The sequence below is a fragment of the Mesorhizobium sp. M0047 genome (assembly GCF_040323315.1).
Classification (GTDB): Bacteria; Pseudomonadota; Alphaproteobacteria; order Rhizobiales; family Rhizobiaceae; genus Mesorhizobium.
This window is the reverse complement of sequence record NZ_JAMYUW010000033.1, coordinates 13,871-34,076: the sequence shown is the minus strand read 5'-3', so window position 1 is coordinate 34,076 and position 20,206 is coordinate 13,871. Positions and strand designations below refer to the sequence as shown.

The window sequence follows — 20,206 nt, the reverse complement described above, 5'->3', positions numbered from 1 at the left end:
TTGCACCTGCCCCAAGTTCGAGTGATTGGCGCAGACGATGTTGTGCTGCGTCGGTTTGCAAAGGAGGAATTCATGAAAATGCATCTTACCACCGCGGCGGCGGCGCTTCTGTTGCTTGCAGGTATCGGAGCAGCCGCAGCCGAGGACATCATCCTCCAGCCCGAGCAGGAAACAGTCATCCGTGAATATGTGAAGCAGAAGCCCCTCGCTTCGGTGAAACTTCCCGGTGTGGAACTCAATGTTGGAACAGCGCTGCCCGAAACGGTCGAGCTTCACGAAGTCCCCAACGTCAAATACCGCTACACAGTGATCGACAACCGAACAGTTGTCGTGGATCCGGGTACCCACAAGATCATCAAGATCATCGACTGAACCAGCCGCTGTCGGCTGAAGCCCGCCGCCCTTTGGGGCCACGGGCTTCGCAGCAAAACGGATGCAGATCGCCATGAACCGTGAGACTGAAATATCCCAAGCGCTGGGGGCGCGCGTGGCTGACCTCAAGGCCAAGATGCAAGAGGCCCGCATCACCAAGGGCGAAATGAAGACCTTCCAGAAAGTCGCGGCCATGATGGAGGACCGCGAGGGGCGAATTCAGGGCGACGACCTGATCGCCGCGTCTTTCGTCTCCGATCTGAACAGCCAAAAACCCGAGTAGCCATGGCGACAATCAGCAGACTTTTTGATTCGCCTGCCGAAGCTGCCCGGGTCGCAGGCGACCTTATGGGAGCTGGAATTCCTCGGGTGGAGATCGCCATCATTGGACCTTACCGGGACGAAGCGGGATTTCTATGGGCGCTCGCTCTGGGATCAATCGCTGGCGCTGGCGCTGGCGGGTTGGCCTGGTTGAGCGGCATTGCCGTTCACGCCATCAATCCTCTTGCCGCGGGACTATCGGCGACAGCGATGGCAGGCGCTGTCTTTGGCGGCCTTGCCGGCGGCCTGCTCGGCACATTTACCACGAGTTCCGCAAAGACGAATGATGCGAGCATGGCTGAGGGCATCATTTTGGTGACGGCGCATGTCGATGAAAACGAGATCGATGCCGCTCAGGCGGTGCTCGGGGACGAATCGGCGAAGTTCGTTGCCGAAGCAGCGTGAGAGTTCGCAGGGAAATTGAACGAATGGCCCGACAATTTGGAGGGCGGGCACGGTGCGGCGGCTGGCTTACCGTATCAGCTGCCGAAGTTTGCACCTCGACCAGCCGATCGGAACGAACAGCTGCACAAGCTTTTCCAAGTCGGAGACAACCAAAATGCGAAAGCCCGCCGCGGCTCACGCCGAGTGACCCGAGGAACGTTCCTGTATCGGCCGGAAAGGCTCAGTTCAGGGGCACGGTCCTTCCCGATCGCAAACTTTGACGAAGATGGCTGTCAGCGCTAGGTACTTCGATGCGGTTATGGCGGGCTCGATGAAACGGCAAGCCGGATGCGACATGAATTCGAATTCAACGACAGTCTCGCCACTGGCCCTGATGATTGCGCTGTTTCTTGTCGTCGGCTGTTCATCGATCGGCAGAACTGTCGATCCGGCGAAATACGATGCGATGTCGTGCCCTGAGCTCAACAGCGCGTTGGGAGGCATCGCCCGCGACATCTCGCGAACCGCAATTACCCGCGGCAAAGTCGCGAACACCAACGTTCCGCGCTGGCTGCCGGGCGGCTCGCGTGTAAAAGCCGCGGTCGCCGACCGTGAAACGGCCAGGATCGCCCGGCTGAAACAGCAGCAAGACGCCCTAGTCGCGGTTCGGGCAAACAAGTGCCCGAGGTCAACGGACTGAGTGAACAGCCGTGTCTGGTGTTTTGCGCCTTTTGGTGGCTACGGTCTCAGGCGCTCAACCGAAACCGTGTGACGTCGATGGCCGCGGCCATCAGCGTCTGGGTGTAGACGTGCTGCGGGTTGCTGAAAATCGCCTCGGTCGGCCCTTCCTCGACGATCTTGCCCTGTTTCATGACGATGATGTAGTCGGCCATGGCGCGCACGACTGACAGATCGTGGCTGATGAAGAGGTAGGACAGCTCGTGGTCGGCCTGCAGCTTGCGCAGCAGTTCGACGATCTGTTTCTGCACCGAGCGGTCGAGTGCCGAGGTTGGTTCGTCCAGAACCACCAGCTTGGGCTTCAGGATCATGGCCCGGGCAATGGCGATGCGCTGCCGCTGGCCGCCGGAGAATTCGTGCGGGTAGCGGTTGCGGGCATTGGGATCGAGGCCGACCTCGCGCAAGGCCTCGACCGCGCGCTGGTCGCGTTGCTTGCCCGAAAGGTTCGGCTCATGCACCAGAAGCCCTTCGGTGACGACCTGGCCGACGGTCATGCGCGGCGATAGTGAACCGAACGGATCCTGGAAGACGAGCTGCATTTGGCGCCGCAGCGGCCGCATCGCCTGTCGGTCGGCAGTGGAAATGTCGCGATCGCCGAAACGGATGATGCCGTCGCTCGGTAATAGTCGCAGCAAGGCGCGGCCGAGCGTCGATTTGCCCGAGCCGGATTCACCGACGATGCCGATGGTCTGGTTGCGCTGCAGCCGGATCGAGATGTGATCGACCGCACGTAGCATCAGCGGCTCGCCAGCAAGAAACCCGCCGCCGATCCTGAACGTCACTTCGACATTCCTGCCTTCGAGCAGCACCGGGGCGTTGGCGGGCGGCGGCGCCTTGTGGCCGGTCGGCTCGGCTGCCAGCAGCATTTTCGTATAGGCATGCTGCGGGTTGACGAAGATGGCTTCAGCCTCCCCCTCCTCCACAACTTCGCCCTGGCGCATGACATAGACACGGTCGGCAAAGCGACGGACGATGCCAAGATCGTGGGTGATGAAGACGATCGCCATGCCGAGCTTGCGCTGCAATTCGGCCAAGAGCATCAGGATTTGCGCCTGGATGGTTACGTCGAGCGCCGTCGTCGGCTCGTCGGCGATCAGGATGTCGGGATCGTTGGCGAGCGCCATGGCAATCATCACGCGCTGGCGCTGGCCGCCAGACATTTCGTGCGGATAGGACTTCATCCGCCGCTCGGGATCGGGAATATGCACTAGCCGCAGCAGCTTGAGCGCCTCTTCGCGCGCCTCGGCGACATTCAAGCCGCGATGCCGGCGGATCGGCTCGATCAGCTGATTGCCGATCGAATAGAGAGGATCGAGCGACGTCATCGGCTCCTGAAAGATCATGCTGATCTTCCGGCCACGGACCTTGTTGAGCTCGGATTTGCTCAGAGCCAGAAGGTTGCGGCCGCGATAGTCGACGCTGCCTGTCGCTTCGCCATTCGATGCCAGCAGGCTCATCGCCGCCATCATCGTCTGGCTCTTGCCGGAGCCGGACTCACCGACGACGGCAACGGTTTCGCCCGCGTTGACATGTATGTTGATGCCCTTGACCGCCTCGACCGCGCCGTCGAGCGTGCGGAAGCGGATGCGCAGGTCCTTGACGCTGAGGATCGTTTCGGAAGCAGCCATCTCAGTGATCCCCATCTCTATCGATCCACATCTTAGCGATCCCCATCTTAGCGATCCCTGGGGTCGAGCGCGTCGCGAAGGCCGTCGCCGACGAAGTTCAAGGCGAACAGCGTCGAGACGAGGAAGAAGGCGGGAAACAGGAGCAGCCAGTTGGCGGTGCCGATGTTCTTGGCGCCGACCGAGATCAGTACGCCCCAGCTGGTCATCGGCTCCTGCACACCGAGCCCCAGGAACGACAGGAAGCTCTCCAGGATGATGACCTGCGGCACCAGCAGCGTCATGTAGATCACGACGGGCCCGAGCAGGTTGGGGATGACGTGGCGCAGGAGGATGCCGCGCTGGCCGACACCCATGGCCTCCGCCGCCTGGACATATTCCTGCCGGCGGATCGACAGTGCCTGGCCGCGCACGATGCGCGCCATGTCGAGCCACAGCACTGCGCCGACCGCCAGGAACATCAGCACGAAATTGCGGCCGAAGAACACCACCAGCATGATGACGAAGAAGATGAAGGGCAAGGAATAGAGCACGTCGACGATGCGCATCATCACCTCGTCGACCTTGCCGCCGGCAAAGCCGGCAGCGGCGCCGTAGACCACGCCGATGACCACCGCCACGATGCCGGCGAGCAGGCCGATGGCCAGAGATATGCGCCCGGCCATCAGCGTGCGGGACAACAGATCGCGGCCGGTGTTGTCGGTACCGAACAGGAAGTATTGCTGCTTGATCGAGGCGCTCATCGTCACTTCGAGGCCGTCAGGCGACTTGCTTTCGATCTTGGTGCCGTCAAAGGCATCGGAGCGATCGAGATAGCGGATGTTGCGGTCGTCGATCGGCTTGGTCGACTTGACGGTAACGAAGACCTGGTTGCCCTCCTGCCGCCACTCCTTGAGGTCGACCCGCATGCGCTTGATCGCTTCGGTGAGCGCCGTCTCGATCGTGTCGGCCTTCGGATAGGCCGAAAGGCTTGGCGGCGTGCGCACATAATCACCATAGATGGTCGTGTATTGATGCGGCACGAGCGAGGGGCCGACCACGCTGACGACCGCGATCAAAGCAAGATAATAGAGGCTGAACATGGCGGCGCGATTGGCCTTGAGGCGCGCCCAGGCATCCCCCCAGAGCGAGCGGCCGATGACGGCGGGAGCCGTGGCTGCGATGTCAGTCATAGCGCACCCTCGGGTCGACGACCGCGTACATGACGTCGACGATAAGGTTGAAAACGATGGTGAAGATGGCGATCACCACCACCGTTCCCATCACCAGCGTATAATCGCGGTTAAGCGCGGCATCGACGAAATAGCGGCCGACACCGGGAATGGAGAAGATCGTCTCGACGATGACCGAACCGGTCAGCAGAGCCGCGGCCGCCGGGCCGGTGAAGGAGACGATCGGCAGGATGGCGCCACGTAGCGCGTGCTTGACCACCACCGACCAATCGGAGAGGCCGAGCGCGCGTGCCGTGCGGATGTGATGGGATCGCAGCGATTCGATCATCGAGCCACGCATCAGTCGGGCGACGATGGCGATCTGCGGCAGAGCGAGCGTCAGCACCGGGCCGACCTTGTTGATGAAAGCGCCATCGCCCCATCCACCGATCGGCAGCAGTTTCCAGGTCAGCCCGAACAGAAGCTGGATCACCGGCGCGATGACGAAGGTGGGAATCGTGCTGCCGGCGGTCGCCAGCGCGATCACCATGTAGTCGCCAAGCTTGTTCTGGTTGAGCGCGGCAATGGTGCCGAGCACGGAACCGAGCAGAAGCGCCAGGACGAGTGCCGACGCGCCGAGCTGGACCGAAATAGGCAGTCCCTTGGCGAAGAGTTCGGTGACGGTGAAATCCGGCATGTTGTAGCTCGGCCCGAAATTGCCGCGCAAAAGATTGCCGAGATAGTGGACAAATTGCAGCCAGAGCGGGTCGTTGAGACCGAACTGAGCTTCGAGATTGGCTCTGATCTCAGGGCTCAGCCCCCGCTCCTGGTTGAACGGGCCGCCTGGCGCGACGCGCATCAGGAAAAACGCCATTGTCACGATGACGAACAGCGTCGGAATGGCGGTCAGAAGCCGCCTTAATACATATCGCAGCATCGGTGCCCCGCTTGATCCAGAGCAGTATGCGTCCAACTGGACGATTATGCTCTAGCGTTCAAATCTTCGCACCGACATTGTCGAAAATCGATCCGGTTCCCGGGCCGATGCGATGGCAAACCAGCACCGCCGCGCATGAGTTGCGCGGCGGCCCAGCCAAGGGATCAGTCCTTGCTGATGAAGCGGGACGGATGGATGTCCATCACATTGTCGTCGAAACCATGCAGCTTCGAAGAAACGATGTCATGGTAGCTGTAGTAGAGAAGCGGGATCTCGCCGACATCATCGATGAGGATGCGCTCGGCCTCGGCGAGTTCCTTCATGCGCAGTTCGGGTTTGCCGCCGGCGGCGGCCGCCTTGTCCATCGCCGCTTCGTATTTCGGGCTGTTATAGTTCGAATAGTTGTTGCCGCTGGCCTTGCGCGAGATGCCGAGGAAGGTTTCCGGGTCCTTGTAATCTGCGATCCAGGCGGCACGCGCCACATCGTAGTCGCCCTTCTGCTCGAGGAACGAGTAGTGGGTCTTGGTGTCGGTGTTGAGCAGCGTGATCTCGACGCCAAGCGGCTTCAATTGTTCCTGGATGGCGACAGCGGTGTTCTTGTGGTTTTCCGAGGTGTTGTAGCGGATCTCCATCTTCAACGGATGCTCGGGTGTATAGCCGAGCTTCTCGAGGATCTTCTTGGCAGCGTCTTCGCGGTCGATCTGCGGCATGTCGGCATATTTGGCCAGTGCCGGCGTGTAGCCTTCGATGCCCGGAGGTACCATCGAATAGCCGGGCAGCATCGAGTTCTGCCAGACTTTTTCGGCGAGAAAGTCGCGATCGATCGCCATCGAGATGGCATTGCGCAGTTCGACATTATCCCACGGCGCCTTGTCGGTCTTGATCGCATAATAGTAGGTGCCGAGATATGGACCGACACGGACCTGGTCGCCGAATTTGGTCTTGAGGTCGGCGAGCTGTTCGGTCGGCAGGTCACCGTAACTATCGAGTTCACCGGCCTCGAAGCGCTTCATCGCCGACGAGCGATCCTCGGTCGGGATGTAGTTGACCACGTCGACCTTGACGGTGGCGGCGTCCCAGAATTTCGGATTCTTGACCAGCTTCAGATGGTCGTTGGGAATCCACTCCGCCGCTGTATAAGCCCCGTTGGAGACCAGCTTGCCTGCCTTGATCCAGTCGGCGCCAAGCTTTTCGATAGACGCCTTGTTAACCGGATAGGTTGCCTGGTGGGTCAGCATCTCCAGGAAGTAAGGCGTCGGCGCCTTCAGCGTGACTTCGAGGGTATTTGCGTCAAGCGCCTTGACGCCCATGTCCTCCGGCTTGGCCTTCTTGGTGTTTACCTCCTCGGCGTTCTTCACGGGATAGAGCATGGAAGCATATTCGGCAGCGGTGGCTGGATCTTCCAGCCGATGGAACGAATAGACGAAGTCGTCGGCCGTCACCGGGCTGCCGTCCGACCAGAGGCCGTTCTTGCGCAGCTTGAAGGTGTAGACTGTGCCGTCGTCGGACACCGTCCAGCTTTCGGCGGCGCCAGGAATGAGGTTCGTCTTCTGGTCATGCATGACGAGGCCCTGGAACAGGTCGCGTATGATATCGGCTTCGTATACCGTCGACGTCTTGTGCGGATCGAGCGTCTCCGCTTCGGCGGCGGATCCGCGGTTGTAGACGGTCTCGGCGAAAGCGGGCGTGTAGAACGTGCCGGCTGTCACCGCCATGGTCGTGGCGAACACAGTCGCCCTCAGCATGTTTTTCAGCATGAAGTTCTCCCTGTCGGCGCTGCCCGTCGGCGCGCCTTTACGTGTTGACGCCCCGGAGCCGATATCTGACTCCTTCGAGCGCGCCACCGGTTCCCTCCGATGGCTGGTGGCAGGAGACTAGACAGGAGGTAAGCTCTTTTCAACTGAGTACTGATTGACCCTAAGTCAGCAATGAGAAGAAAGAAGCTATCGCTAAATTAGAACATGCCTTCAATCGCTCACACCGCCAGGTTGCACCTGGGGTTTCCGCTTTTTGCATGCGAACTTTGGCATGTTCAGCGACATGGTTCGCCGTCTCATTCTCATGGCCAGAAGCCGCCGATTCCGGATAAGTACTTCGGGAACTTCGGCGGTTGAGTTCGCCCTGCTCTCACCGATCTTCATCCTCATCCTGCTTGGAATGGTCGCGTACGGCATATATTTCGGTGCGGCCAACTCTATCCAGCAAATCGCGGCGGACGCCGCACGGACAGCCATTGCTGGGATGAACCAGACCGAACGGCAAACGCTCGTGGCCAGCTTCGTCACCAACAATGCCGGTGGATATCCGTTCGTGGATGCGAACAAGCTAACCTATCAGGCCAATGACAGCACAGCCGATGGCAGCCAGTTCGTGGTTTCCATTCACTACGATGCCCGCAACCTGCCGATATGGAATCTCTTCCCTGGCATCGCGATGCCAGGGACCACGATCACGCGCCAGTCAACCATACGGGTCGGAGGTATCTGAGTGTTGCCGCATGCGCGCAAGGAGATCGGCCGGCTGGCGCGGTTGATGCTGAGTGACAGAAAGGCGAATTTTGCCGTGATGACCGCGCTCATGGCGCCGGTCGGGCTTGCGCTGGCTGCCGTCGCCATCGACGAAGCCTCGATCTACACCGAGCGTCGCGAAGCACAAGCAATGGTGGACTTGGCCGCGATCACCGCCGCCTCGAACATCACAAAGATCGACACCGCAGTCGTGACCACGCTGACCGACAACGGCATGCCGGGGGTTGTCGTTCAAGGCTCTGGACAGACGATCGCACCGGCCGTCGGCAAAACCGTCGTTTCGGTCACACCGGGACGATACGCGGCATCCGGTGCTAACGTAAGCCAGCGCTTCCAGGCCAACTTGACACCCTACAATGCCGTCCGCGTAACCCTGAAGAAGATCCCGGCCCGCTATTTCGCGAGTTCACTGATCCCCACTCCGGTCATCGGCACTGAGGCGACGGCCAGCATGACACCGCTGGCAACGTTCTCGGTAGGGTCGAGGCTGGCCAGCGTCAATGGCGGCATCCTCAACGCGCTTCTGAGCGGACTTCTCGGCGGCAACATTTCGCTCAGCGTCATGGACTACAACGGGTTGATCTCGGCCGATGTCAGCGTCCTCTCCTTCATCAGTGCCCTTGCCACGCAAGCGAACGTGACCGGCGGTACCTATTCGGATGTGCTGGCCTCCAAGGCGACCGTCGGCCAGATCGCTACCGCCATGGCCAATGTGCCTGGAGTTGGCAATACGGCCAAGGTCGCCCTGCAGACGATCGCGTCCAAGTCGACCAGCACGGTCAAGATCCCGCTCAGCAGCCTTGTCGACCTCGGCTCCGTGGGCAGCGTGGGGTTGGGGCAAACCCCGACAGGCCTAGGGGTCGATGCAAGCGCCATGGGAATGCTGACTGCCGCCGCAGTGCTGGCTAACGGCACCAACCAGGCTCAGGTCAATCTCGGAGCCACCGTACCGGGGCTCCTTTCCACCAAGCTTACAATTGCGATTGGCGAGCCGGCACAATTTTCGCCATGGCTCGCGGTCGGTGGAATCGGTACCACGGTGCGCACGGCCCAGACGCGCATCAAGCTGGTGGCCAGCGTCGGGGTCGGCACGCCTGGTCTCGGCGGCGGCGTCAGTCTGCTGGCCGTCAACCTGCCGCTCAATGTGGAAGTCGCCTATGCCGAAGCCAAACTGACCGACATCACTTGTCCGACAGGGCCTTCCAGCATCAAGGTTTCCATCGCGGCCCACCCAGGCATTGCCGCACTGCATCTGGCCAACAGCAACACTTCAGGCTTTGGCGACTTCAGCCAACCGCAGACATTCACCGACGCTGAAATCGCGGATGCGAACCTCAAGCTGCTGCTGACCAACATTCCGCTGATACAGATGATGGGCTCCGCCGCCACCGCGATCACCAACAACAACCCGACAACACTGACCTTCGATGCGGCCGACATCGCCAACAAGACGATCAAGACCGTTTCGACGCGCAACATTACACAATCGCTCGCCACGTCTCTGGTCAGCAACCTGTCGCTTTCGGTCAATGCGCTTGGCCTGGGGATCGACCTGACAGCCCTGACCGGAGCGGTCAAGCCGGCGGTGGTGACGGCGCTGAACGGTGTAACAGCGCCCGTTGACGACTTGCTCTACAATGTGCTCTCGGCGCTGGGTGTCGGCGTCGGCGAGGCCGATGTACGGGTTACAGGCGCGACCTGCGGACGCTCGGTACTCGTCCAGTAAGGACGGACGTCAATCGAGGCGGCCAAGAAAATATCCGAGCGCAGGCAACGGGAGCCCGGTCTCCTCGACGGCAGCTGCATCGCCGGCAAGCTTTACGACCGCTCCGATATCAGGAGGCAAGGGCCAATTCGCCGGCTCCCCTGTGAAATTGAAGACACAGAGCAGTCTCTCGCCGCCGCCTTCGCGGATGAAGGCGAGCACGTCACCCTCAGCGTCAATAAAGCGGATCGAGCCTGTTACCAGCGCCTCATGCTCCCTGCGCAACGCCAGGGCGGCCCGATAGGACGTGAGCACCGATGTGGCGTCTGCATTCTGCACGTCGACCGCTCGGGCGCGATGGCTGGCCGGTATGGGCAGCCACGGCTTGGCCGTCGAGAAGCCCGCATTGTCGGCGCCGGCCTCCCAGACCATCGGCGTGCGACATCCATCCCTGCCCTTGATGCCCGGCCAGAAGCGGATGCCGACGGGATCGCGCAGATCCTCATAAGCAAGCTCCGCCTCCTCCAGGCCGAGTTCCTCGCCCTGGTAGAGGCAGATCGAGCCGCGCAGGCACGACAGCAGCATGATCGAGAATCTTGCGACCGCGTCGGGATCGCTGCCCGGCCTTGTCCAGCGGCTGACATGGCGCACCACGTCATGGTTGGAGAACGCCCAGCAGACCCAGCCATCGGAAACGGCCGCCTCGAAGGCCTCGACGCAGCCACGCACATGCGCCGCCGAGAACTGCGGCCCCAGCAGGTCGAAAGTGTAGCACATATGCAGCTTGTCGCCGCCTGAGGTGTAGGCGGCGAGCGTCTGCAGGGAGCGGCCCTCGTCGCCGATCTCGCCGACGGCGGCGCGGTCGTCATATTCGTCGAGCAGCGCCCTGAAGCGCCTGAGGAACGCCAGGTTTTCCGGCTGCGTCTTGTCGAACAGGTGCTCCTGGTAGAGGTAGGTGTTGGTCTCGCTGTTGGTGCCGGCGACGCTCGACGCCAGGGGCGGATTGCTGCGCAGCCAGCGGTCATGGACATAGTAGTTGACCGTATCCAACCGGAAGCCGTCGACGTCGCGCTCCAGCCAGAACCGCACCGTTTCCAGAAGCGCATCCTGAACCTCCGGATTGTGGAAATTCAGGTCCGGCTGCGAGGCGAGGAAATTGTGCATGTAATATTGCCGGCGGGTCGAATCCCATTCCCAGGCCGGGCCACCGAAAACAGAGAGCCAGTTGTTGGGCGCGCCGCCATCAGGCTTGGCGTCGGCCCAGACATACCAGTCGGCCTTGGGATTATCGCGGCTGGCGCGGCTTTCGACGAACCAGTCGTGTTTGTCGGATGAATGCGACAGCACCTGGTCGATGACGATCTTCAGGCCGAGACGATGCGCCTCGGCAACCAGCGCATCGAAATCCTCAAGCGTGCCGAACATCGGATCGACATCGCAGTAGTTCGACACGTCGTAGCCCATATCGGCCATCGGCGACTTGAAGAAGGGCGACAGCCAGACAGCATCGACACCAAGCGAGGCGACATGAGCGAGCCTCGACGTAATGCCTGCGAGATCGCCGCTGCCGTCGCCGGTCGTGTCCTGGAACGAGCGCGGATAGATCTGGTAGATGACGCAGCCGCGCCACCATCCGGCCTTGTCAGCTGACGCCATTGCGCTTCTCCCTTGTGCCGGCCTGCGCTTGTTCGATCATGAAGATCACCGTCCGCCCCGATACCGGCCGCGAGATGTCAGCTGCCTCGACGGCGGCGGTCCAGAAAAACCCTTCACGCTCAGGCAGGGTGACCATGCAGGCCCGACGATCGCCGTTGATGATGACGGCAAGGCGACCCTCGCCATCGATGGCGCCACCCAGGATCATGACAAGACGGTGCCGCTGCGGATCCTGCCAGCTCTGTTCATTGAGCGGCACGCCTGTCTCGGTCAGCCAGGCGACGTCCGGCATCTCCGAGCCTGCCGGCGACCGGCCAGTGAGGAAGCCTGTATCGGAAAGCACTGATGTCGCGCGGCGCAACGTCGAGAGCAGCGCCGTGTAGCGATCCAGAGCCTGGTCGCGGCCGGCCCAGTCGAGCCAGGTGATCTCGTTATCCTGCGCATAAGCGTTGTTGTTGCCCTGCTGGGTGCGGCCGAATTCGTCGCCAGCCGTCAGCATGATGGTGCCGCGCGAGGCAAACAGTGTGGCGAGCAGCGCTCGCTGGTCGTTCAGGCGAGCCGCTGCCACAGCCGGGTCGTCCGCATCCCCTTCGACGCCGTTGTTCCAGGACAAGTTCTCGTTGTGGCCGTCGCGATTCTGCTCGCCATTGGCCTCGTTGTGCTTGCGCTCGTAGCGCACGATGTCGGCGAGCGTCATGCCGTCATGGGCGGCGATGAAATTGACCGAGCGGCTGCCGTTTCGTCCCTTCGCGACAAACACATCGGACGAACCGGCCAGCCGGGTAGCCAGCGCGCCGACCATGCCGGCGTCGCCGCGCCAGAAGCGCCTGACATCGTCGCGGTACTTATCGTTCCATTCAAGGAAGGAAGGCGGAAAATTGCCGAGCTGATAGCCATCCAGGCCGATATCCCAGGGCTCGGCGATCAATACGCGCTCGGCTAGGAGCACATCTTCGCGCATCGCCTTCAGCAGCGGCGCCTCGGCATCGAATGTTCCTTCGACACGGCCCAGAATGGGCGCCAGGTCGAAGCGGAAACCATCGACGCCGGTATCCCGGACAAAGTGGCGAAGCGTGTCGAGGACCATTTCCCTGACGACCGGATGATCGCAAGCGACGGTGTTGCCGGTGCCGGTATCGTTGGCCAGCCTGCCGTCAGATGTATGCCGATAATAGGCCTGGTTATCGAGACCGCGCAGCGACAGCGTGGGCCCGAGCCTGTCGCTCTCGCCGGTATGGTTGAAGACGAGATCGAGGATGACGCCGATGCCAGCCCGGCGCAGCACGGCGACGGTGTTTCGCAATTCCATGATGCCGCCCGGCGCCAGGCGTGGATCGAGCGCCATGAACGTGACGGGATTGTAGCCCCAGGCGTTGCGCAGCCCGAGCGACGGCAAATGCCGCTCATCGATCGATGCCGTCACCGGCATCAGTTCGACCGCGCCAACGCCGAGTTTTTTTAGGTGCTCGATTATCGCGGGGTGAGCCAACGCCGCGACCGTACCGCGCAATTTTTCCGGAACGTCTGGGTGCAGCATCGTGAAGGCGCGCACCGGCACTTCGTAGATCAGATCACCGGGCTCAAAGAGTGGCGGCGCAGCCTGCACCGACTTCGGCAAGGCAACCGCAATCGCCTTCGGCATCAGCGGCGCGGTATCGGCGCCCTCGCCGCGACGCTGGGCCAGCCGCCAGTCATAGGCGTAAGACCTGTCGATCTCGACGGCGTAAGGGTCGGTCAGGAGCTTGGCGGGGTCGAACCACAGCCCGCGCTCCGGCGCGTAGTCGCCATCGGCGCGAAAACCGTAGCGGGTGCCGGGGCCAAGACCCGCAACAAACAGCGCATGGACGCCCTCGCCTTCCGGCCGCAGCTCGAGCCGTTCGAGTTCCCGGTTGCCCTGCTCGTTGAAGATCGAGACCCAGAGCCGTCTGGCGGCCTGCGACCAGGCGGCAAAGCGGATGCCGTCGCGGGTGACGGTAGCGCCGAGCTGGCTCACAAGCGCGTCCTCCACCCTCCCCCTTGTGGGGAGGGTCGCGAACGAAGTGAGCGGGGTGGGGGGCGGCGCAGGAAAAGCGCTTTATGAGCACCCCCACCCCGATGCGCAACGCGGATCGACCCTCCCCACAAGGGGGAGGGTGAAGCCACCGCCACCGTCAAGTGATCACGCTCGGCTGGTTGCGACCGGTGTGACTCTTGATCCCGGCAATATCATCGGCCGCGGCAATCAGATCGGCAAGTGCGGCCTGCGTGTCGAGATCGTGTCTCGACTTGTCCGGCTCATAGCGCTCGATATAAACGCGCAACGTCGCGCCCGACGTGCCGGTGCCGGACAACCGGAAGACGACGCGCGAACCGCCTTCGAACATAACCCTGATGCCCTGATGCTCGCTGGTCGAACCATCGACCGGATCGTGATAGGCAAAATCGTCGGCACTGGCGACTGTCATGCCTCGCACGCTGGTGCCCGGCAACGCGCCGAGCCTGGCGCGGAGTTCGTCGACCAGCGCGTTGGCACGGTCGCTCTCGACCTCTTCATAGTCATGCCGCGAATAGTAATTGCGGCCGTAGGTTGCCCAGTGCTCGGTGACGATCTGCTTGCAGCTTTCGCCGCGCGCGGCAAGGATGTTGAGCCACAGCAGCACCGCCCACAGGCCGTCCTTTTCGCGGACATGGTTGGAGCCGGTGCCGGCACTTTCTTCGCCGCAAATCGTCGCCATGTCGGCGTCGAGCAGATTGCCGAAGAACTTCCAGCCGGTCGGCGTCTCGTAGATGCCGATGCCGAGTTTTTCAGCAACACGGTCGGCAGCACCACTGGTCGGCATCGAGCGGGCAATGCCTTTCAAACCAGCCTTGTAGCCGGGCGCCAGGCGGGCGTTGGCGGCGAGCATGGCGACTGAATCCGACGGGGTGACGAAAATGCCCTTGCCGATGATCAGATTGCGGTCGCCGTCGCCGTCCGAGGCGGCGCCGAAATCCGGTGCGTCCGGCCCCATCATCTCGTCATAGAGGTGTTTGGCATGGACGAGGTTCGGGTCCGGGTGATGGCCGCCGAAATCCGGCAACGGCTTGAAGTTGCGGCAGGTGCCGTTGGGCGCACCCAGCCGGTTTTCCAGGATTTCCTTGGCATAGGGGCCGGTCACGGCATGCATGGCGTCGAAGCGCATGCGGAAGCCGGACTTGAACAGTTTGCGCAATGCGTCGAAATCGAACAGGCTTTCCATCAGCTCGGCATAGTCGGCGACCGGATCGATGATCTCGACCGTCATGCCGGCGACCTCGACCGTGCCTGTTGTGTCGATGTCGATCGGATCGATATCGGCGGTTCTGAAGCTCGAGATCGCCTTGGTCTTGGCGAATATCGCGTCGGTCAGCTTTTCAGGCGCCGGGCCGCCATTGCCGGCATTGTACTTGATGCCGAAATCCTCGTGCGGGCCGCCCGGATTGTGGCTGGCCGACAGGATGATGCCGCCAAACGTCTTGTATTTGCGGATGACATGCGAAGCGGCCGGCGTCGACAGGATGCCGCCCTGCCCGACCATCACCTTGCCGAAGCCGTTGGCGGCCGCCATGGCGATTGCCTTCTGGATGACCTCGCGGTTGTAGAAGCGGCCATCGCCGCCGATCACCAGGGTCTTGCCCTTGAAACCATCGAGCGCGTCGAAGATCGACTGGATGAAGTTCTCGGCATAGTGCTCCTGCTGGAACACCGGCACCTTCTTGCGCAGGCCCGACGTGCCGGGCTTCTGATCGGAATAGGGTTTGGTGGGGACGGTCCGTATCATGCTTCAAGAAACCCTTTTCGAAAGCAGCGAGCGATAGAGTTCAAAATATTTTTCCGCGCTCTTGTCCCACGACACATCGGCTTTCATGCCTTGGCGCTGCAACGATTCCCAGACCACCGGACTGGCATGGGCGTCGACCAGGCGGCGGATGGCGTGCAGCAAGGCACCCCCATCGTTGGGCGCGAACTGGAAGCCGGTGGCCACACCGGCTGAAATGGCGGCCTCGTTGGCGTCGATGACTGTATCGGCCAGGCCGCCGGTGCGGGCGACCACCGGAACGCAGCCATAGCGCAGTCCGTAAAGCTGTGTCAGCCCGCAGGGTTCGAAGCGCGAGGGAATGATGATGGCGTCGCAGCCGCCTTGCATGATGTGCGACAGTCCCTCGTCATAGCCGACCACGACCCCGATACGGCCGCGATGCCTGGCGGCCGCGGCAAGTAGTGCGCCTTCAAGACCGGCATCGCCGGAGCCCAGGATCGCCAGGCGCGCGCCAGCCGCAACGATGCCATCGACGGCTGTCGCCAAGATGTCCATGCCTTTTTGCCAGGTCAGGCGGCTGACGACGCAGACGATCGGACTGTCGTCACGCTCAAGGCTGAAGCGATCTTCGACGGCCGCCCTGTTGGGGGCGCGCGCCTTCAGCGTGCTGGCCGTATAGGTGGACACCAGATGCTTGTCGGTTTCGGGATTCCATATCCCGGTGTCGATGCCGTTGACGATGCCATGGAGATCGCTGGAGCGCATGTTGATGAGGCCGTCGAGACCCATGCCGAATTCCGCCGAGCGAATCTCCTGCGCATAGGTTGGACTGACCGTGGTGATTGCCCAGGCCGCCTGCAGGCCGGCTTTGAGGAAGCCGACGCCACCGTAATATTCGACGCCGTCGAGCGCCATCGCCGCCGCCGGCAAGCCGAGCTCGCCGAAGATGCCTGCGCCGAACTGGCCCTGGAAGGCGAGATTGTGGACGGTTAGCATCGAGGGCACGCCGACCGCCCTGCCGTAGCGCATGTAGGCCAGGGCCATCGCAGACTGCCAGTCATGGGCATGGACGATGTCGGGCTGGTAGCCCGAGATGGCGCCACTGGCGATGTCGCCGCCGACCTGGCTCAGCGCCGCGAAGCGCCGCCAATTGTCGGGCCAGTCGACGCCGGTCGCATTGCCATAGGGACCACCGGGACGATCGAACAGATGCGGCGCGTCTAGCACGAACAGCTCGAGCCCGGCGAGCTGGACGGAATGGACGGAGGCCTTGCCACCCTGCAGCAAGGGATATTGCAGAACCGCCTTCCTTTTCTTGAAGGCGGCCATGACGGTCGGAAAACCGGGAATGAGCGTGCGCATGGTCACGCCCTTGGTCGCCAGCGCGATGGGCAGCGCGCCGGTCACGTCGGCAAGTCCACCGGTCTTGATCAGCGGGAAAATCTCAGGCGTGACCGACAGAACCTGCATGCACTAGAGCCCTAACTTGTCGATCATGTCCTGGGTGACCAGGCAAATGCCCTTTTCCGAGACCCTAAAACGCTTGGCGTCGAGAACGGGATCTTCGCCGACTACCAGCCCTTCCGGTATTCTAACACCGTGGTCGATGACCACGCGCTTCAACTTTGCGTTCCGGCCGACATGAACGTCGGGCAGCATGACGACTTCTTCCAGCGTCGAATAGGAATTTATGCGCGCACCGGTGAAGATCAGGCTTCGTTTCAGCGAGGCCCCCGAGACGATGCAATCGCCCGATACCAGCGAGGACACCGCCGAACCCCGGCGACCATCCTCATCATGCACGAACTTTGCCGGCGGCTTCAATTCGGCATAAGTCCAGATCGGCCAGTCGCGGTCGTAGAGATCGAGCTCCGGCGTGATATCGGTCAGGTCGATATTGGCTTCCCAATAGGCATCGACCGTTCCGACATCGCGCCAGTAGGCCTCGTTCTCGGCGGTCGAGCGGACGCAGGACTTGGCGAACCGGTGGGCAATCGCCTTACCGTGCTGAACGATATAGGGGATAATGTCCTTGCCGAAATCGCGGCTGGAGCCCGGCTCGGCCGCGTCGCGGCGCAACTGCTCCATCAGGAACTTGGTCTTGAAGACATAGATGCCCATCGAGGCCAGAGCGAATTCCGGCTTGTCGGGAATGCCGGGCGGGTCGGCGGGCTTTTCGACGAAAGCAATGATGTTGTCCTTGCCGTCGACATGCATGACGCCGAAACCGGTGGCTTCCATGCGCGGCACTTCGAGGCACCCGACGGTGACATCGGCATTGGCGTCGACATGCTGGCGAAGCATCAGTTCGTAGTCCATCTTGTAGATGTGGTCGCCAGCCAGGACCACCATGTATTCGGGGCCGTAGGCCTCGATGATGTCGATGTTCTGATAGACTGCGTCGGCCGTGCCCTCATACCACTGCGTTTCCGAGACGCGCTGGCTGGCCGGCAGGATGTCGAAACTCTCGTTTCGCTCGGGCCGCAGGAAGTTCCAGCCACGTTGCAGATGGCGGATCAGCGAATGCGCCTTGTACTGGGTGGCGACGCCAAGGCGGCGAATGCCGGAGTTGAGCGCGTTGGAAAGCGCGAAGTCGATGATGCGCGTCTTACCGCCGAAATAGACGGCCGGCTTGGCGCGCCGGTCAGTCAGTTCCTTGAGGCGGCTGCCACGGCCGCCGGCCAATACATAGGCCATGGCATCGCGCGCCAGCGGCTGGGTCCGTTTCAAGTCTGCCATTTCTACCCTCCCAAGTTACTCAGTCTCGACTTACTCGACCTCGACATGGCTCAGTCGGCCACGGGTTCAAGCATGATCGTCGACAGCGGCGGCAAAAGCATCGTCGCAGAGATGCTTCCGCCCTCCGCCCGGGCCTCGACCGTGCCACCATTGCCCTTGCCGGAACCGCCATATTCCGAAGCGTCGGTGTTGATGATTTCGCGCCATTTGCCGGCCGTCGGCAACGGCACGCGATAGTTGTCGCGCGGCACCGGCGTGAAATTGGAAATGACGGCCACAGGGCTGCCCCCCGGTGCGCTGCGCAGCCAGGCGAAAACCGAATTCTGGCTGTCGTCGACGATCAGCCAGGAAAACCCTTCCGGTTCGCAGTCGCGCCCGTGCAGCGCCGGGCGCGAACGGTAAAGATAGTTGAGATCGCGCACCGTCTGCCAGACGCCGCGATGCGGCCGGAATTCGAGCAGGTTCCAGTCGAGCGCGCGCGCTTCGCTCCATTCGCGGCGCTGCGCGAACTCCTGCCCCATGAACAGCAGCTTCTTGCCGGGATAACCCCACATGAAGGCGTAGTAGGCGCGCAAAGTCGCGAATTTCTGCCAGTCGTCGCCGGCCATCTTGCCAAGCAGCGTGCCTTTGCCATGCACGACCTCGTCATGCGAGAGCGGCAGCATGAAGTTCTCCGAGAAGGCGTAGGTCAGGCCGAAGGTGAGGTCATTGTGGTGGTGCTTGCGGAAGATCGGCTCCTTGGAGAAGTACTCCAGCGTGTCGTGCATGAAGCCCATGTTCCACTTGAAGCCGAAGCCTAGGCCGCCCTCGTGCACCGGCGCCGAGACCTTCGGCCATGAGGTCGATTCCTCGGCGATGGTCATGACGCCGGGATGGTGGCCATAGACCTCCTTGTTCATCTTCTGCAGGAAGCTGACTGCCTCGAGATTCTCGCGGCCGCCTTTCTCGTTGGGGATCCATTCGCCGGCCTTGCGCGAATAGTCGAGGTAGAGCATCGAGGCGACCGCATCGACGCGCAAACCGTCGACATGGTATTTTTCGGCCCAGAACAAAGCGTTGTTGACGAGGAAGGACACCACTTCGCGGCGGCCGAAATTATAGATCGCGGTGTTCCAGTCGGGATGAAAACCCTTGCGCGGATCGGCATGCTCATAAAGCGCGGTGCCATCGAAATTGGCCAAGCCATGCGCATCGACCGGGAAATGCGCTGGTACCCAGTCGAGGATCACACCGACGCCGGCGCGGTGGGCGCCATCGACGAAACGGGCAAAGCCGTCCGGGTCGCCGAAGCGGGCCGACGGTGCGTAGAGGCCGGTCGTCTGGTAGCCCCAGGATGGGTCATAGGGGTGTTCGGAGATCGGCATGAATTCGATATGAGTGAAGCCCGTCTCGACGACATAGGGGATCAGCCGGTCGGCCAACTCGTCCCATGACAGGAATGTACCGTCGTCGCGAAGCTGCCAGGAACCGGCATGGACCTCATAGATCGAGATCGCTTCGCGCCGGTGGTCGGCATTGCGCCAGAAATTGCGATGCGCCTCATCCCCCCACTCATGCGCCGGTGGCACGGCCACGACCGAAGCGGTGGCCGGCCGCAATTCGGATTTGAAGGCGAACGGGTCGGCCTTCAGCGGCAGCCTGACGCCGTCAGGGCCGATGATCTCGTACTTGTAGGGTCGTCCGGCACCGATGTCGGGTACGAACAACTCCCATATGCCGGTATCGCGTCGATCGCGCATCGTGTGCCGGCGACCGTCCCATTCGTTGAAATCACCGACCACCGAGACGCGTCGGGCATTGGGAGCCCAGACGGCGAAATGCACGCCGGAAGCGCCTTCGTGGTCGATAACATGGGCGCCGAGTTTATCGAACAGTCTTAGGTGCGAGCCTTGGGCGATGTAGTAGTCGTCCATCGGGCCAAGCACCGGACCGAACGAATAGGGATCGGTCAGCCACCAGTCGCCGCCGGCATTGCGCGCGTGATAGCGCAGGGGCTGGCGCTTCTTGATCGAGAGCTTGCCTTCGAAAAAGCCGCCATCGTCGCGCCTGGACAGTTCCCCCGCGATGATGCCGGTCAGCGTGTAGGCGGTGACGAATTCGGCATGTGGGACAAAGCAGCGGGCAAACAGGTTCTTGCCGACCTCATGGACGCCAAGAACCGCGAAGGGGTCACCATGCGTGCCGGCAACAATCGCCGCAACATCGCTGGCTGGCGCCAGTCCGTCCGGCCCGCTTGTCGCAGCGGTCGCGCGCGGCTTCTTCATCAGGCAGTGTCCCTCCCCAGGCACTAAG

Annotated in this window: 16 protein-coding genes; 6 read left to right on the top strand and 10 right to left on the bottom strand. The window is 62.0% G+C overall.

All coding sequences use genetic code 11. From position 1 onward, the window contains the following. The first annotated feature begins 72 nt into the window (after positions 1-72). The 4 genes from NKJ89_RS25665 to NKJ89_RS25650 all read left to right on the top strand — a co-directional run bounded on the left by NKJ89_RS25665 (position 73) and on the right by NKJ89_RS25650 (position 1,777). On the top strand, positions 73-372 hold the full coding sequence (locus tag NKJ89_RS25665) for a DUF1236 domain-containing protein (protein ID WP_352606669.1): 300 nt from the start codon (positions 73-75) through the stop codon (positions 370-372). A 61-nt stretch (positions 373-433) separates the two neighbouring features. Continuing rightward, positions 434-655 (top strand): hypothetical protein, encoded by a 222-nt coding sequence (locus NKJ89_RS25660; protein ID WP_352606667.1) that lies wholly within the window; start codon positions 434-436, stop codon positions 653-655. A gap of 86 nt (positions 656-741) precedes the next feature. After that, the gene (locus tag NKJ89_RS25655; protein WP_352606665.1) at positions 742-1,098 is read left to right on the top strand and encodes a hypothetical protein; all 357 of its coding nucleotides are present in this window, start codon (positions 742-744) and stop codon (positions 1,096-1,098) included. 310 nt (positions 1,099-1,408) lie between these two features. Next, positions 1,409-1,777 (top strand): hypothetical protein, encoded by a 369-nt coding sequence (locus NKJ89_RS25650; RefSeq protein WP_352606663.1) that lies wholly within the window; start codon positions 1,409-1,411, stop codon positions 1,775-1,777. 46 nt (positions 1,778-1,823) lie between these two features. Here the strand turns inward: NKJ89_RS25650 and NKJ89_RS25645 are convergent, their stop codons facing one another. The 4 genes from NKJ89_RS25645 to NKJ89_RS25630 all read right to left on the bottom strand — a co-directional run bounded on the left by NKJ89_RS25645 (position 1,824) and on the right by NKJ89_RS25630 (position 7,285). Next, positions 1,824-3,443, bottom strand: coding sequence for an ABC transporter ATP-binding protein (locus NKJ89_RS25645; RefSeq protein ID WP_352606661.1), 1,620 nt, complete (start codon positions 3,441-3,443; stop codon positions 1,824-1,826). A gap of 47 nt (positions 3,444-3,490) precedes the next feature. After that, positions 3,491-4,612 (bottom strand): ABC transporter permease, encoded by a 1,122-nt coding sequence (locus NKJ89_RS25640; RefSeq protein ID WP_352606659.1) that lies wholly within the window; start codon positions 4,610-4,612, stop codon positions 3,491-3,493. Continuing rightward, complete coding sequence (locus tag NKJ89_RS25635; protein ID WP_352606657.1) at positions 4,605-5,528, bottom strand: ABC transporter permease subunit; 924 nt, start codon at positions 5,526-5,528, stop codon at positions 4,605-4,607. The genes NKJ89_RS25640 and NKJ89_RS25635 overlap by 8 nt, the downstream gene beginning before the upstream one ends. Before the next feature lie 164 nt (positions 5,529-5,692). Then, complete coding sequence (locus NKJ89_RS25630; RefSeq protein ID WP_352606655.1) at positions 5,693-7,285, bottom strand: peptide ABC transporter substrate-binding protein; 1,593 nt, start codon at positions 7,283-7,285, stop codon at positions 5,693-5,695. A 283-nt stretch (positions 7,286-7,568) separates the two neighbouring features. Between NKJ89_RS25630 and NKJ89_RS25625 the strand changes: the two genes are divergently transcribed. Both NKJ89_RS25625 and NKJ89_RS25620 read left to right on the top strand, forming a co-directional pair. Next, positions 7,569-8,015 carry a TadE/TadG family type IV pilus assembly protein gene (locus NKJ89_RS25625; protein WP_352606740.1) on the top strand — a complete coding sequence of 149 codons (447 nt, stop codon included), beginning with the start codon at positions 7,569-7,571 and terminating at the stop codon, positions 8,013-8,015. Further along, positions 8,016-9,782 carry a Tad domain-containing protein gene (locus NKJ89_RS25620; RefSeq protein WP_352606653.1) on the top strand — a complete coding sequence of 589 codons (1,767 nt, stop codon included), beginning with the start codon at positions 8,016-8,018 and terminating at the stop codon, positions 9,780-9,782. A 9-nt stretch (positions 9,783-9,791) separates the two neighbouring features. Here the strand turns inward: NKJ89_RS25620 and bglA are convergent, their stop codons facing one another. The 6 genes from bglA to glgB form a co-directional block, all read right to left on the bottom strand. Continuing rightward, a complete protein-coding gene (gene bglA / locus NKJ89_RS25615) occupies positions 9,792-11,417 on the bottom strand; it encodes a beta-galactosidase BglA (RefSeq protein WP_352606648.1) in 1,626 nt (541 codons plus the stop codon). After that, on the bottom strand, positions 11,404-13,410 hold the full coding sequence (glgX, locus tag NKJ89_RS25610; protein WP_352606646.1) for a glycogen debranching protein GlgX: 2,007 nt from the start codon (positions 13,408-13,410) through the stop codon (positions 11,404-11,406). The genes bglA and glgX overlap by 14 nt, the downstream gene beginning before the upstream one ends. 157 nt (positions 13,411-13,567) lie before the next feature. Then, positions 13,568-15,196: an alpha-D-glucose phosphate-specific phosphoglucomutase gene (locus NKJ89_RS25605; protein WP_352606644.1), complete on the bottom strand. Its 1,629-nt coding sequence runs from the start codon at positions 15,194-15,196 to the stop codon at positions 13,568-13,570. 3 nt (positions 15,197-15,199) lie between these two features. Continuing rightward, positions 15,200-16,645: a glycogen synthase GlgA gene (glgA, locus tag NKJ89_RS25600; protein ID WP_352606642.1), complete on the bottom strand. Its 1,446-nt coding sequence runs from the start codon at positions 16,643-16,645 to the stop codon at positions 15,200-15,202. A gap of 3 nt (positions 16,646-16,648) precedes the next feature. Beyond that, on the bottom strand, positions 16,649-17,914 hold the full coding sequence (gene glgC, locus NKJ89_RS25595) for a glucose-1-phosphate adenylyltransferase (protein WP_023760530.1): 1,266 nt from the start codon (positions 17,912-17,914) through the stop codon (positions 16,649-16,651). Positions 17,915-17,964: 50 nt separating this feature from the next. Continuing rightward, entirely contained in the window at positions 17,965-20,178 is a 2,214-nt protein-coding gene (glgB, locus tag NKJ89_RS25590; RefSeq protein WP_352606640.1) for a 1,4-alpha-glucan branching protein GlgB, read from the bottom strand. Positions 20,179-20,206 lie beyond the last annotated feature (28 nt).